At 75.7% G+C, this 13,866-nt stretch carries 12 protein-coding genes; 3 read left to right on the top strand and 9 right to left on the bottom strand.

All coding sequences use genetic code 11. The annotated features are described in order from the left end of the window. Positions 1-6 precede the first annotated feature (6 nt). Positions 7-3,369, top strand: a complete 3,363-nt coding sequence (locus OHA72_RS14375; protein ID WP_327008324.1) for a hypothetical protein — start codon at positions 7-9, stop codon at positions 3,367-3,369. A 255-nt stretch (positions 3,370-3,624) separates the two neighbouring features. Beyond that, a complete protein-coding gene (locus OHA72_RS14370) occupies positions 3,625-5,229 on the top strand; it encodes an ABC-F family ATP-binding cassette domain-containing protein (RefSeq protein WP_327008323.1) in 1,605 nt (534 codons plus the stop codon). 65 nt (positions 5,230-5,294) lie between these two features. On the opposite strand, the gene OHA72_RS14365 is transcribed toward OHA72_RS14370, so the two are convergent. From OHA72_RS14365 to OHA72_RS14330, 8 genes are read right to left on the bottom strand one after another with little or no spacing between them, the layout of a single operon-like run. Beyond that, entirely contained in the window at positions 5,295-5,870 is a 576-nt protein-coding gene (locus tag OHA72_RS14365) for a hypothetical protein (RefSeq protein WP_327008322.1), read from the bottom strand. Beyond that, positions 5,867-6,217: a hypothetical protein gene (locus tag OHA72_RS14360; protein ID WP_327008321.1), complete on the bottom strand. Its 351-nt coding sequence runs from the start codon at positions 6,215-6,217 to the stop codon at positions 5,867-5,869. Before OHA72_RS14360 ends, OHA72_RS14365 begins: the two co-directional genes overlap by 4 nt. Continuing rightward, on the bottom strand, positions 6,205-6,357 hold the full coding sequence (locus OHA72_RS14355) for a hypothetical protein (RefSeq protein WP_327008320.1): 153 nt from the start codon (positions 6,355-6,357) through the stop codon (positions 6,205-6,207). The genes OHA72_RS14360 and OHA72_RS14355 overlap by 13 nt, the downstream gene beginning before the upstream one ends. Next, positions 6,345-7,931 carry a hypothetical protein gene (locus tag OHA72_RS14350; protein ID WP_327008319.1) on the bottom strand — a complete coding sequence of 529 codons (1,587 nt, stop codon included), beginning with the start codon at positions 7,929-7,931 and terminating at the stop codon, positions 6,345-6,347. Before OHA72_RS14350 ends, OHA72_RS14355 begins: the two co-directional genes overlap by 13 nt. Beyond that, positions 7,928-8,815 (bottom strand): ABC transporter ATP-binding protein, encoded by an 888-nt coding sequence (locus tag OHA72_RS14345; protein ID WP_327008318.1) that lies wholly within the window; start codon positions 8,813-8,815, stop codon positions 7,928-7,930. The genes OHA72_RS14350 and OHA72_RS14345 overlap by 4 nt, the downstream gene beginning before the upstream one ends. Beyond that, a complete protein-coding gene (locus OHA72_RS14340) occupies positions 8,812-9,633 on the bottom strand; it encodes a zf-HC2 domain-containing protein (protein WP_327008317.1) in 822 nt (273 codons plus the stop codon). Before OHA72_RS14340 ends, OHA72_RS14345 begins: the two co-directional genes overlap by 4 nt. Further along, positions 9,630-10,172 (bottom strand): RNA polymerase sigma factor, encoded by a 543-nt coding sequence (locus OHA72_RS14335; protein WP_327008316.1) that lies wholly within the window; start codon positions 10,170-10,172, stop codon positions 9,630-9,632. The genes OHA72_RS14340 and OHA72_RS14335 overlap by 4 nt, the downstream gene beginning before the upstream one ends. Before the next feature lie 50 nt (positions 10,173-10,222). Next, a complete protein-coding gene (locus OHA72_RS14330; protein ID WP_327008315.1) occupies positions 10,223-11,656 on the bottom strand; it encodes a glycoside hydrolase family 76 protein in 1,434 nt (477 codons plus the stop codon). Between the two features lie 151 nt (positions 11,657-11,807). Here OHA72_RS14330 and OHA72_RS64650 point away from each other — a divergent pair, with 151 nt between their 5' ends. Then, positions 11,808-13,475, top strand: a complete 1,668-nt coding sequence (locus tag OHA72_RS64650) for a GDSL-type esterase/lipase family protein (RefSeq protein WP_442788580.1) — start codon at positions 11,808-11,810, stop codon at positions 13,473-13,475. Between the two features lie 6 nt (positions 13,476-13,481). Here the strand turns inward: OHA72_RS64650 and OHA72_RS14315 are convergent, their stop codons facing one another. Beyond that, positions 13,482-13,865 carry a hypothetical protein gene (locus tag OHA72_RS14315; RefSeq protein WP_327008314.1) on the bottom strand — a complete coding sequence of 128 codons (384 nt, stop codon included), beginning with the start codon at positions 13,863-13,865 and terminating at the stop codon, positions 13,482-13,484. Between the last annotated feature and the right edge of the window lies 1 nt (position 13,866).

Below are 13,866 nucleotides of genomic sequence, written 5' to 3'. Positions count from 1 at the left end.
CGAACCATGCGACACGTGGGAAGCCTGATCGCGGGGATGTTGATCGCCCCGATCGCGTGGCTGCTGATCGCCCTCGGCCAGCAGAAATCCACCGAAACGGTGGCGAAGTGGGTGGAGCGCGGCGCCTTCGACAGCGTCGACCTCATCGCACCCGCCGCCTACCTCCTGGGCGCCGGCCTCATCATCGGCCTCATTGCCACCCTGCGCATCTCCCCGGTCGGCCCGATCGTGGCCGGCCTGGCGCTGCTCGGCACCTACGTGAGCCTCTTCATCGACCCGCTCGGTGCCCTCGACGGCCTGCCCGCGGACTACAAGCTCGCCGGCCTCACGATCAACCTGCAGCTGCCCATCGTCAACGGCACCACCGCCGTCCTCGGCCTGGCCCTGCTGGTCGCCGCCGCGAGCGTCAAACGCTGGCGCGCGTGGCCGGCGACCGCCCCGGTCGTCGTGGCCGGTGGCGAGCCGCTCGACCCGCACGAGTACCCGCTCGGCCAGGGGCCGAAGGCACCGCCGCAGTTCGGCGCCAGGACCCCGTACGCGCCGCAGACCGCCGAGTTCCCGTCCGCGGGCCCCGCCGGTGCCACGTCGGTCCTCCCGCCGTACGGCGCCACGGCCGGCACGGGCGGCCCGGGCGGCGGGTCCGGCGCGGGCGCCACGTCGGTGCTGCCGTCGTACGGCGCGGCCGCGTCCTCCGGTGCCGCTGGCGCCGGCGGTGCGGGCTCGGGTGGTGCCTCGTTCGGGCAGGGGCTGGGCAGCGACGCGACGCAGCCGGTCTCGATGCCGCCGCGGGCGTCGTCCGGGTACCCGCCGCCGGTGACCTCGGCGCCTCCCGCGTCGTCCTACGCTCCGCCGGTGTCGTCCGCGCCGCCGGTGTCATCTGCTCCGCCGGCGCCGTTCGGTGCGCAGGCTTCGTCCGCTCCGCCGGTGTCTTCAGCTCCGCCGGCGTCCTTTGCGAAGCCGGTGGCCTCGGCGCCGCCGGTCACGTCCTCGCCGCCCGGTTCCTACGCGCCGCCGGTCACGTCCTCGCCGCCGGCCGGGTCGTTCCCGCCGCCCGGGGGTGCCGGGCGTTCCGGGCAGCCGCAGGCTGGGCCGGTGTCGGGTCCTGGAGCCGGGTCCGGTTTCGGTGCCCAGCCGCCCGCGGCCGCCGGGCCAGCAGGGCGGTCCGGCGCCGGTGTCGGCACCCGGCAGCGCCTCGGCGCCGTCGTGGCTGACGCCGGACTCGACTGCCGCGCAGCCGCAGGTCGCACAGCCGCCCGCCGCCGCTGCCGGGCCCGCCGGTGGTCCGGCCGCGCCGGCGTCGCCGCCTGGGCCGTTCCCGCCGTCGCTCGGTGGTCGAGGCGGCCCGCCGCCTCCCGCCGCACCGCCGGTCGCCACAACGCCGCCCGGCCCGTTCCCGCCCGGAGGGGCACCCGGCCAGGGCGGCGGCACGCAGTTCAGGCCTGCGGCCGGGACGTCGCCCGCGCAGACACCGCCGTTCGCGCCGCCCGGCCCTGCCCGTCCGGCGTCCGCACCACCCGCGCCGCACTCCGGTCCGGCGTCCGGACCACCCGCGCCGCCGTCCGGGTCCGCGCCGCAATACGCACCCGCATCCGGGCCGGCATCCGCACCGCCCGCACCGCACTCCGGTCCGGCGTCCGGGCCGCCCGCGCCTCCGTCCGGCCAGCCAGGGTCCGGGCCGCACTTCGGGGCACACGCCTCCGGGCCCGCGTCCGCACCACCCGCGCCGCCCTCCGGGTCCGCGCCGCAATACGCACCCGCATCCGGGCCGGCATCCGCACCGCCCGCACCGCCCGCGCCGCACTCCGGGCCGGCATCCGCACCGCCCGCGCCGCCCGCGCCGCACTCCGGGCCGGCATCCGCACCGCCCGCGCCGCACCCCGGTCCGGCGTCCGGGCCACCCGCGCCGCCTTCCGGCCAGCCAGGGTCCGGGCCGCACTTCGGGGCACACGTCTCCGGGCCCGCGTCCGCACCGCCGGCGTCGCAGCCTGGATCCGCGCCGCACTTCGCACCTGCATCCGGGCCACCCGCGCCGCCTTCCGGCCAGCCGGGGTCCGGACCGCACTTCGGGGCACCTGCCTCCGGGCCCGCGTCGGCACCGCACCTCGCGACGCCCGCATCGCATTCCGGGCAGGCGTCCGCGCCGCAGTTCGCGGCACCCGTGTCCGGGCCTGCGTCCGCACCCCCGCGCCGCAGTCGGGGCAACGGCGGCCGCGCCGCAGTTCTCGGCGCCCGTGTCGGGTCCGGCGGCCGCACCGCCGTTCGCGCCGCCGGCGACCGCGCCGCAGTTCACCGGCCCCGCGTCCGGGCCGCCCGCGCCCCCGGCGTCGCAGTTCGCGGCGCCCTCAACGGGGCCGGCGTCCGCGCCGCCCGCGTCGCAGTTCGCGGCACCCGCCTCCGGGCCGGCGTCCGCGCCGCCCGCGTCACAGTTCGTGGCGCCCTCAACGGGGGCTGCGTCCGCGTCGCAGTCCGCGGCACCCGTGTCCGGGGTCCGGCGGGGGCACGCAGGGCGCTCCGCCGTTGCGGGCCGCCGGTGGGGCGACCGGGGGTACGCCGTGGTCCGGGGTGCCCGGCGGGTTGGCCGGCGAGACCACGGGGCAGGATGCCGCGGCCGGTGATGAGTTGCCGACGCGGCCGTTGACGTCGCCGACGTCGCCGCCCGCGCCGTACGGGGGCGGCGGGCCGCTGCGTCCCGCGTCCGAGTCGGTCGCGCCACCGTCCGGGGTTCCGCAGACCCGGTACGGGCGGCCGAGCATGAGTGAGCCCGCCACCGAGCCGCTCGGTGCCACCCAGCAGGTGCCGCCGGCCGCGGCACCGGCGGCGCCCGTGGTGCCGATCGCCGGGGGTGGTGGGGCGTTGCCGTCCCGGGCGGCCCGGTCCGAGGTGGTGCAGGAGACGTCGATCCTGGCGGGGCCGTCGTTCGACGGGTTCAGCGCCGGGCGGCGGGGCGTGCGGGAAGAGGAGACCGAGGCGTACCACCCCGGGCGGCAGTCGCCGGGGGCGCGGCCGCGGCACGCGGCGCAGAGCGAGACCGGTGAGCACCCGACCGTCGGCACGGGCGACGGCGAGGGCACCGCGTCCCGGTTCACGCCGATGCGGGCCACCGACCCCGTCCAGGATCCCGACGTGGACCAGCAGGCGACGACCCGGATCGGCCCCGTCGACCCGGACGTGACCACCCGGCTCGGCGCGCCCAGCGCGGCGGAGCAGGCGGAGCGCCGGGCGGCGTTCGCGCGGGGCGAGGCGGAGCGGCGGGCCGACGCGCAGGCGGAGTTCGACCGGCTCGCCGCCGAACGGGCCGCCTCCGGCGAGGCCGGCGACGACGAGCCGCCGACGTCGCCGTGGTCCGCACCGCCACGCGACCGCACCTGACCGCACCGCACCGCACCGCAGAGAACACCGCATCACCCGGACACCGCGCAATGCGGGCACCACGAGCGCAGCATGAGGGCCGTCACCTGGGAAGGGGCGGCCCTCGGCCGTACCGGCGGCGGAAAATCGGTGGCAGCGCCGTGGCGGACCAGGAGATGATGCTGGGGTGTGATTCGAGGGACGTGTCGAACGCCTGACCGGGGGACCCGGCCGGGCATTGTTCCCGTCCGCTCTCACACCCGCTGCGAGGCTCTCTTGCTACGCGCTGTCTCCCTTTCCAAGCACTACGACGCCGAGCTGCTGTTCGAAGGCGTCGAGCTCACCCTGAACGCCGGCGACCGGCTGGGGCTGGTCGGGCCCAACGGTGCCGGCAAGACCACGCTGCTGCGACTGCTGACCGGCGCCGAGAAACCGACGAGCGGGCACGTCAGCCTCGCGCCGGGGCGGCGGATCGGGTACTTCGCGCAGCAGGTACCGGACCCTGGTCTTTCCGTTCTCGCATTTCTGCGTGACGGCGAGGTCAACCGGCTCGACCAGCGGATGCACGCGCTCGAGGCCCGGCTGGCGGACGACCATACGCTCCTCGACGAGTACGGGCAGGTCCAGGACCGCTGGCTGGCCCTGGAAGGCTGGGCGGCGCCGCAGCGGCGGGCCGAGGTGCGCGAGCGGCTCGACATCGCGCACCTGCCCGACGACCTGCCGCTCGGCGACGTCAGCGGCGGCGAGCAGGCGCGGCTGATGCTCGCCCGGGTGCTGCTGTCGACGCCCGACGTGCTGATCCTCGACGAGCCGACGAACCATCTCGACGCGGCCGGCACGGCGTGGCTCGGGGAGTTCCTCGCGGCGTTCCGCGGCGCGGTCATGGTCGTCACGCACGACAGGGCGTTCCTCGACCGGACGGTGACGAGGATCGTCGAACTCGACGGCATCCACACCCAGCCGCAGTGGTACGAGGGCGGCTACACCGACTACCGCGCCGAGAAGACCCGCCGCTGGCAGAAGCTCCTGCTCGACCATGAGGCGCAGGAGAAGTTCCGGCGGCGGCTGGAGGCCGACATCGCGACCACGAAGAGCCAGGCCCGCGGCGTCGAGCAGACGGTGCGGTCGGGGCTCGGCTCGGACAAGCTGCGCCGGTACGCGAAGAAGGTCGCGAAGAAGGCGAAGGCCCGCGAGCGGCGGCTGACCCGGCAGCTGACGTCGGCCCGCTGGATCGCCGAGCCGGCCACCCGTCCCCCGCTCACCCTCGCGTTCCCATCACCGGACCCGGACGATGCTTCGGTGATGACGGCCCGGGGGCTGACGGTGAAGCTCGGCTCGCGGCGCATCCTCGACGACGTCGACCTGGACGTCCAGGGCCGCATCCTGGTCACCGGGCCGAACGGCGCCGGCAAGACGACGCTGCTGCGCGCCCTGTCCGGCCGGCTGCCCCTGGACGCGGGGACCGTCACCACCGCCGCGGACGTCGCCGTGCTCCCCCAGACCCACGACGACCTTCGCGGCGACGACCGCACCGTGCTGGGATTCTTCCGTTCCAAGGTCCCGGTGTACGTCGACGAGGCCGAATCCCTGCTCGAAGCGCACCTGTTCGGCCCCGACGAGTGGGACCGCCGCCTGCGTGACCTCAGCGCCGGGGAGCTGCGCCGGCTGCTGCTGGCCGTCATCGTCAACACCGGCGCCGAGATCCTCTTCCTCGACGAGCCCACCAACTACCTGGACTTCGAGGCGATCGACGTCGTGGAGGAGGCGCTGCGGGCGTACCACGGCACGATGGTAATGATCACGCACGATGCGTACTTCGCCCGCAACGTCGGCTTCGACCGGCGCTGGGAGGTCGGCGCCGGCCAGGTCGCAGCGTCATGAGGAGGGCCGGCGGCGGGGTGTGAGCTGGAGTGCGGCGGTGGCCGCGACGGTCAGGCAGACGGCGATCAGGACCGCCAGGCGTTGATGGGCGACGGTCCACTCGGGGCTGGCGACGAGGACGAACACCGCGGCCCACGGCGGGGCGAACGCGAGCACGCCGACGACGACCAGCACGGCGGGCGCGGCGGCCGGGCTGGCGGCGCCGCGCGGGGCGAACCGCCAGGCGACGACGGCCGCGGCGACGGCGACCGCGCCGAGGGCCGCCGCCTCGAGCGCCAGGCCCGGCAGGGCAGCGGGTCGGCGGTGTCGCCCTCCGCGCCGGCGAGGGTGACGCCGATCGCCGCGGCCCACCAGGCGGTCATGGCGGTGGCGGCGACGACCGTACGGACCGCGATGCCCTGCCACGCGGGCACGGGCGCGGTCGCGATGGTCGGCTTCGCGGGGTCGTCGAACAGGAACGCCAGGCCGACGGCGGCGCACGCCATGCCGAGCCGCAACAGCACGGCGAGGTTGTCGGCGGTGAACGTCACCGGCAACGCCGCGGGGACGGCGACGATCGCGAGCCCCGCCGCCATCGCGCCGAGCAGCGGGGCCCGGCGGGCCGCCCGCAGCGTCGGCCATGCGAGGGCCAGCCGCCTCATGACAGCCCGCCCCGGTCGCGCGTGCCCGCACCGGCCGGACGGCCCGCGGCGGGACCCGGCCGGCACCCCGGCAGCGGCCCGGGCAGGTGCCGCGCCGACTGACGGGTCAGGTGGCGCATGCGGGCCGCTCCTCGCGATGCGTTTCCCGCGGAACGCGGGGTCGGCAGGACACCGGCCGCGGGCCCGGCACCCGAGCCGGTCAGGCGGCGCACGTCCGGCGCCCGTCGACGGGAGATCGCCGAGGAGGCGCCGACGAGGGTGGCGAAGCGGTCCGCTGCGGGGACACCGGCGGCCGCGATGGACCGGACGGGCACGGCGCCGGCGGCAGGGCGGGTCAGGCGGCGCATACGGTGCGCTCCTTGGCCGGCGGTTCGGCGGCGATGGCGACGCCGAGGAGGGTGGCGAAGCGGTCCGCTGCGGGGACACCGGCGGCCGCGATGGACCGGACGGGCACGGCGCCGGCGGCAGGGCGGGTCAGGCGGCGCATACGGTGCGCTCCTTGGCCGGCGGTTCGGCGGCGATGGGGACGCCGAGGAGGGTGGCGAAGCGGTCCGCCGGAGTGGCAGGGTCGGTCAGCTCCGCCCAGTTGGCGACGACGAGGGCGCCGACCTCGGCGGCCGGGTGGCTCAGGGCGGCGAGGCCCGGGCCGGCGTCGCGGTCGGGGACCGACAGGTGCATGAAGGTGGCGAAGTCGATGAACACGAGGCCGCCCCAGCTGGCGGCGTCGAGGCTGCGCAGCCCCTTGGCGGTGGCGGGGGTGGCCTGGCCGACGAGCCAGACGAGCAGGGCGCCGCGGGCGCCGCAGACGATGCCGTTGGAGGCGAACGCGCTGCCGGTCATCAGGCGGTAGGCGACACCGGCGGCGAAAGTGGCCTCGGAGTCGCCGTCGCCCCAGCGGGTGCCGACCGGGATCACCGCGGGGGTGCCGGCGGCGGCCGCGGCACGTTCCCAGGCGGCGTTGCTGCCGGTCTCGTCGGCGGTGACGGAGCCGCCGGTCGGGTAGCCGTGCGCCCAGACGCGCTGGCGGACGGCGAGCGGCGAGCCGGCGACGGCGGCGGGGACGGCGCGGCGGACGCCCTGCACGACCGTGTCCCAGCCGTCGATCCAGGGGGTGAAGTCGTCGAAGGGGCAGTAGGTGACGTCGCCGCGGCGGTGGCAGGTCTGCAGCGGCGCAGGGTTGTCGGTGGCGGTGACCGCGGCGCGGCGCACGGCGTCGTCGGTGCGGAACTGGGCGGCGCCCGCGGTCGCGGTGAGGACGGCGGCGACGGTCACGGCGACGAGGACGGGGCGGCCGCGGGCGCCGGAGCGGGCGAGGGCGGCCACGGCGACGAGTGCGGCGAGGCCGGCCAGGTACGCGAGGTGGCGCAGCGACGGGCGGTCGACCAGGTCGGCGGGCAGGGAGAAGGGCAGGTCGGTGAACATCACCGGCAGCAGCACCCGCAGGGCGGTGTTGCCCCTGGCGGCGGCGACCAGGGCGACGAACGCGGCGACGGCGAACGTGAACATGGCCAGCGGGGCGACGACGGCGGAGCGCACCAGCTTGGCGAGCAGGACGCCGAGGGCGGCGAAGAGCAGCACGACGGCCGGGGTGGTGGCGAGCTCGGCCGGGTCGGGGTGGCCGACGGCGCCGGGGAGCAGGGCGAGGACGCCGACGCGGGCCGTGACGAGGACGGCGACGGCGGCCGCGAAGGGCAGCGGGGCGAGCAGGAACGCGGCGGTGCGCCACGGGTCGGGCAGGACCAGGGTCGAGTAGAGCGCGTCGGTGTGGTGGCGGTGGCCGCGCAGCGCGTTGAGGTTGGCGACGACGAGGGCACCGCCGCCGAGGATGAAGATCCCGGGGAGCTGCAGGTTGACGGCCTGGTCGTGCAGGACGGGGTAACGGTCGGCCTTGCCGGTGACCGCGTCGTACACCCAGGGGGAGACGAACAGCAGCAGCGCCGCGATCGACAGCGGGTGCCGCAGGAACCGCACCGCCTCGACTCTGGCCAGGGCCAGCATCGCCCGCCGGCGTGGCACCCGGGCCGCGGGTGCGGTGGGGCGCGTCGCGACGGCGGCCGTCATGCGGCACCGTCCACGGCGGCGGTGGCGCCCAGGTCGACGAGCATGAGGTAGCCGTCCTCGATGGTCGGCGGGAGCAGCTCCGCGCCGGGTGGCGGGTCGCCGACGTGGCGGTGCGCGCCGGTGCCGGTGCGCCAGGAGGCGAGGGCGCCGGGCTCGCGGGTGGCGCTGGTCCAGACGCGGCCGTCGGCGAGCGCGGCGAGGTCGGCGGGGGTGCCGGCGAAGCGGACGGTGCCCTGGTCGATGACGACGACCTGGCGGCACAGCGACATGACGTCCTCGGTCTGGTGGGTGGACAGCAGCACGGCCCGGTCCTCGCCGAGGTCGGCGAACAGCTCGCGGAAGCGCATCCGCTGCTGCGGGTCGAGGCCGACGGTGGGCTCGTCGAGGATGAGCAGGTCGGGGTCGCCGACGAGGGCGGCGGCGAGGGCGACCCGCTGGCGCATGCCGCCGGACAGTGCGCGGATGCGGGTGCGGCGCTGGTCGTCGAGGCCGACGGCGGACAGGACGCGGCGGACCTCGGCGTGGCGGTCGCCGCGGTGGGTCAGCTCCTTGAGGATCGCGACGTAGTCGACGAACTCGAAGGCGGTGAAGCCGGGATGGAAGCCGGGGTCCTGCGGGAGGTACCCGAGGCGCCGGCGGACGGCGAGCCGCCCCGGTGCCGTGAGCGGGTCGTGGCCGAGGACGCGCAGCGAGCCGGCGTCGGGCGTGAGGGCCGTGGCGAGGATCCGCAGGAGGGTGGTCTTGCCGGCGCCGTTGGGGCCGAGCAGGCCGGTGACGCCGGCGCCGAACGTGACGGTGACGTCGTCGAGGGCGGCCTTGCGGCCGTAGCGCAGGACCAGGCCGTCGGCGCGCACGGCGACATCGATACCGGCGTCGATACTCATCGGATCCTCCTGAACGTGGACGTGTCGAACGCCGAGGCCCGCCGGGCGACGACGGCGGCGGCGAGGGCCGCGGCGGCGGCGATGCCGGACTGGCCGGCGGCGGTGAAGAGGGCGCCGGTGGCGGCGACGACGAGGCAGGCCCAGCCGGCGCCGACGGCGCAGGCCGCGGCGACGGTGCCGAACCTGGGGGCAAGCAGCAGGGTGAGCACGGTCAGCGCGAGGGACGGCAGGAACCAGCCGGCGGCCCCGAACCCCACGTGGGGCATCGCCAGGCTGGCGAGCCCGCAGAGCACCGTGTTGGCGGAGACGACCGCGACGCAGCGCAGCAGGAGCAGCCGGAAGGACTGCATCGGCGCGACCAGCGCCATCTCGTAGGTGGGGTCGATGCCGGGCCCGAACGACGCGGCGACGCCGGCGAGCGGCAGCAGCGGGGCCGCGGCGAGGAACACGATCGGGTCGGCGAACCGGGCGATCGCGGCGGTCGTCGCGAGGGTCACGGCGACCGCGACGAGCCACGACAGGCGCAGCGCCGGGGTCGCGGCGAGCAGCCTGGCCGTGTGGTCGGGCACGCCGAGCAGCAGCAGGAGCCGCTCGACCGGGCCGGGGACGGGTGCGTCGAGGGCGGCGTCGACGCGGGCCCAGCCGTCCTCGACCAGCCGCGGGTCGGTCCGCGACACGCAGCCGTGCAGCCGGTCGCGGCACGGGGCGCACGCGGCGAGGTGCGCCTCCACCGACCAGAGCAGCGGGCCGCCGAGCTCACCGCCGGCATACGCGTGCAGGTCGCAGTCCTGGAGATGCCAGGCAGCAGAATGTCTCATGCCAGCTCCTGCCGTAGTTGCCGGCGGGCCCGCATCGCCCGCGTCTTGACCGTGCCGGGCGGGATGCCGAGCAGCACCGCCGCCTCGGCGGTGGTGAGCCCGTCCAGGACGGTGGCCTGGATGACGGCCCGCAGCTCCGGGGAGAGGCGGGCCAGGGCGCCGGCGAGGTCGCCGTGCTCGACGCCGCGCAGCACCTGCTCCTCGGCGGACGGCTCGTCGCGGCCGCGCAGCCGGGCCAGGACGCGGCCGAGCCGGTGGCGGGCGCCGGTGCGGCGCAGCGCGTCGACGAGGCGGCGCGAGCCGATCCGCCACAGCCAGCCGGCCACGTCGCCCTCGGCCCGATACCGCGCCGCGCCGCCGTGCCACAACTCCAGGAACGTCTCCTGGACGACGTCGTCGACCAGGGCGGCGTCGGCACACCGGTACCGCAGCCGCAACGTCAACCAGACGGCGTGCCGTCGATAGAACGCCTCGAACGCCGCCCTGTCGCCGGCGGCGGCCAGCGCGAGCAGATCGGCGTCCTCAGGTGGTGATGTCACACCCCATCATCGGATCGGACCCGCCGATCGGTTCACGGGTGCGCGGAAAACTACGCAGCGGCGTTGAGCAGATCCACTGCGCTGTGCTGGCAGCTGTGGTTGGTGGCGGTCCGCGGCCCGGCCCAGTGGCTGCCGTAGGCGTCGATCGTGTCGCGGGCGTTGAGGTACGCGCTGTCCGCGTTGCGCTGCAGATAGGCGTTGTACGCCCCGCCGGTCGCCGTGTTCAGCACGCCGAGCCCGCGGATCGCGGCGCCCTTGAACGACACGCCGTCGCCGGAGCAGGTGTTGCTCTCGTTGGGCTCGCGCAGGATGCCGCCCGGCGACAGGTAGGCGCTGCCGACCAGCGCGTCACCGATGCGCCGGGCGGTGCCCAGCGCGGCCGCGTCGCCGGTGAGCCGGTTGAGCTGGACCAGCGCGTTGATCAGGACACCCTGGTTGTAGGTCCAGGTGACGGCGCCGTTGTTGCGGCAGGTGCTGAGGCTGATCCCGTCGTTGACGAGGTTGGCGCCGTTGAGCATGCCGGTGCTCTGGAACCAGGTCCAGCCCGCCTGGGCCCGCCCGCGGTAGACGGTGTCGCCCGGGATCCGCGCCGACAGGGCCGCGTTGAGCTGGATGTAGAGGCTGTTCTCGATGGCGTTCTTGACCAGCCGGTCCGTCTTCCACCAGACCCCGCCGCCGCAGCGGGTGGTGTCCCAGTAGGCGTACATGTGGTCGGCGCCGGCACGGGAGGTGTTCAGGTAGCGGCTGTCGCCGGTCGCGTCGTAGGCGGCGACCCAGGCCAGGGCCCACCAGCCGGTGTCGTCGAGGTACTCGTTGCGGAACTGGCCGAGCTTCGCGGTCACCTGCTTGTCGTAGGTGGTGGCGATGGCGTACCGGTAGCTGCCCATCCCCGAGCGGCGGCTGTTGTCGATGACGGCGGTGAGCGCGTTGGCGCCGGTCCACCAGTCGTTGTTGCCGAACAGGCCGGTGCCGAGGTTGTACTGCATCATCAGGGCGGTGGCGGCGGCGGTGCGCCGGTCCCACGCGTTCCAGGTGCTGCGGGCCCACGCGGTGCAGGTCAGTTCGGGCCGGTCGCCGGCCTTGCCGCAGGCGCGCAGCGCCCCGACGCCGTTCGCGGCCCAGTTGTCGACGTTGAACTGCGCGGTGCGCCGGCTGGTGGCGCCGGCGGCGACGGCACCCGCGCCGAGGCGGCCGTCGACCCAGGTGCGGCCGCCGTCGAAGGACCGGTCCAGCCACACCTCGTCGCCGGCCCTGCCGTTGTCGAGGCTCCCCCATGCCATGGCGTCGGTGTCGTTGACGTGCAGGGTGAAGCGCCGCCCGTACAGGGTGCTGGCGACCGGCTGCCGGTCGGACGGGGCGAGCGCGGCGTCGCGGCCGTCGCAGTAGCGGTTGCAGATCGTCGTGGCGGCCTGCGCCGCCGGCGCGGGGATGAGCACCACGGCGGCCAGGGCGAGCACGGGGGCGGCGAGCAGGCGCAGGGACACAGTTCCCTCCCAGGGGAAGCGTGGCCCGGACCGCCATCCGGTTTTCATCGACGATCCTCCCCGCGTTGCGGTTCTGTCAACTCTTGACACAACCGGACCACGCCGACACACTCGCCACATTCGCCAATGTCCGGCACGGAGGAGCTCCACGTTGCGCAAGCTCGCCGCCGCCCTCGTGGGCTGCCTCATCGCCGTCGCCGCGGTTGCCGCACCCGCCGGGGCGGCCGTGACGACCAGGCCGATCAAGATCATGCCGCTCGGCGACTCGATCACCTGGGGCGAGGGCAGCCCGACCACCTCCAGCTACCGGGCGCCGCTGTACAACCGCCTGGCCGCCGGTGCCGGCTACGCCGTGGACTTCGTCGGCTCGCAGCGGTCCGGGTCGCTGCCGGACACCGACAACGAGGGCCACTCCGGCTGGCGGATCGACCAGATCGCGGCGAACATCGACGGCTGGCTCGCGACCTACCAGCCCGACGTGGTCCTGCTGCACATCGGCACCAACGACATGAACCAGAACTACCAGGTGGGCACGGCACCGCAGCGGCTCGGCGGGCTCATTGACCAGATCCTCGCCGCACGCCCCACCGCAACCGTCCTCGTCGCGAAGATCGTGCCCGCGCTCGACGCCACCATCCAGGCACGGATCAACGCCTTCAACGCGGCCGTCCCCGGTGTCGTGAGCGCCCGCGGCGCCAGGGCCCGGCTCGTCGACCTCTCGACGCTCGCGGCGTCGGACCTCAACGACACGCTGCACCCGAACGACTCCGGCTACGCACGCATGGCCGTGCGCTGGTACACCGCGCTGGAGCCGGTCCTCGGCGACGGCCGCGACTGGCCCCTGCTGCGGGCCTCGTTCGAGGCGGGCGACCCGGCGCCGACCTGGCTCGACAGCGCCGGCGCGGCGATCGGCGTCGGCGGCTACTGCTGCGCCCTGACCGCGATGGAGTCCTCGCCCCGGGCCGAGGGCGTGTCCCGCAGCGGCACCGGCGCGCTGATGTACTCCGGCAGCGACAACTCCGCCACCCAGTCGTACTCCTACCAGCGGATCTTCGCCGCGGACCTGCCGATCGGCGCGTCCAGCGTGCTGTCGTACTGGATCTATCCGCAGCAGGCGACCGGCACGTTCGTCGCGGTCGACCTGCAGTTCAGCGACGGCTCGGCGCTGCGCGACTCCGGTGCCGTGGACCAGTTCGGCGTCCGCGCCCACCCGCAGCTGCAGGGTGAGGGCGGCCGCCTGGTGCTCAACCAGTGGAACCTGGTGCGGGTCAACCTCGGCGCGCTCGCCGGGCGCACCGTCACCCGCGTCGACGTCGGCTTCGACCGCCCGACCGGCACCGGCCCGTTCCGCGGCTACGTCGACGACATCGCCGTCACGGACGAGGGCGGCGCGTACCCGGGCGTCAACCTGGCCCGTGGCGCCGCCGTCACCGGCAGCGCCGGGTGCGTCGCCGCGGAGTCCCCCGCGAAGGCGGCCGACGGCGTGACCACCGGCAACAGCAAGTGGTGCAGCGGTACCCCCGGCGCGTCCCTGCAGATCGACCTCGGCGCCGCCCGCACGCTGCGCCGGTTCGTGGTCCGGCACGCGTCGGCCGGCGGCGAGGCGCAGGCGTTGAACACCCGTGCCTTCACCATCCAGGTCAGCGCCGACGCCGCGACGTGGACGACCGCGGTCACCGTCACCGCGAACACCGACGGCGTGACGTCCCACCGGGTCAGCGCCGTGACCGCCCGCTACGTGCGGCTGGCCGTCACCACCCCGACCCAGACCGCCGACGCCGCCACCAGGATCTACGAGGTCGAGGTGGAGGGCGCCTGAGCGGGGTCAGGGCCCGCCGTAGCCGGGACTGGTGTCGGCCTCGTCGTCGATGACGAACGACGGGCCGATCCGGTCGCACAGCATCTTCGGGTCGATCGTCTCCCAGCTGGTGCCGCCGACGGCACGCAGGTAGGTGCAGCCGTCGCCCCACCAGCTGGGTTCGTACGCCACGACGTCGACCCGCTCGCCGACGAACCGGAGCCGGACCTGGTCGGCGACGACGCCCGCCTCGTCGTCCAGGTCGGAGCCGGCGACCGTCAGCAGGACCAGCAGGCCGCCGTCGTCCTCGCGCCAGGCCCGCAGGCGGCCGCCGCGGCGCATCTCGCCGCAGCCCGCCACGTGGACCGTGTAGGTGAAGCCGTGTTCGTCGTGCACCAACTTTGCAACCACG

The organism is Dactylosporangium sp. NBC_01737, assembly GCF_035963215.1.
GTDB lineage: Bacteria > Actinomycetota > Actinomycetes > Mycobacteriales > Micromonosporaceae > Dactylosporangium.
The sequence above is the reverse complement of the archived record's forward strand: the minus strand, read 5'-3'. Positions and strand labels throughout refer to the sequence as shown.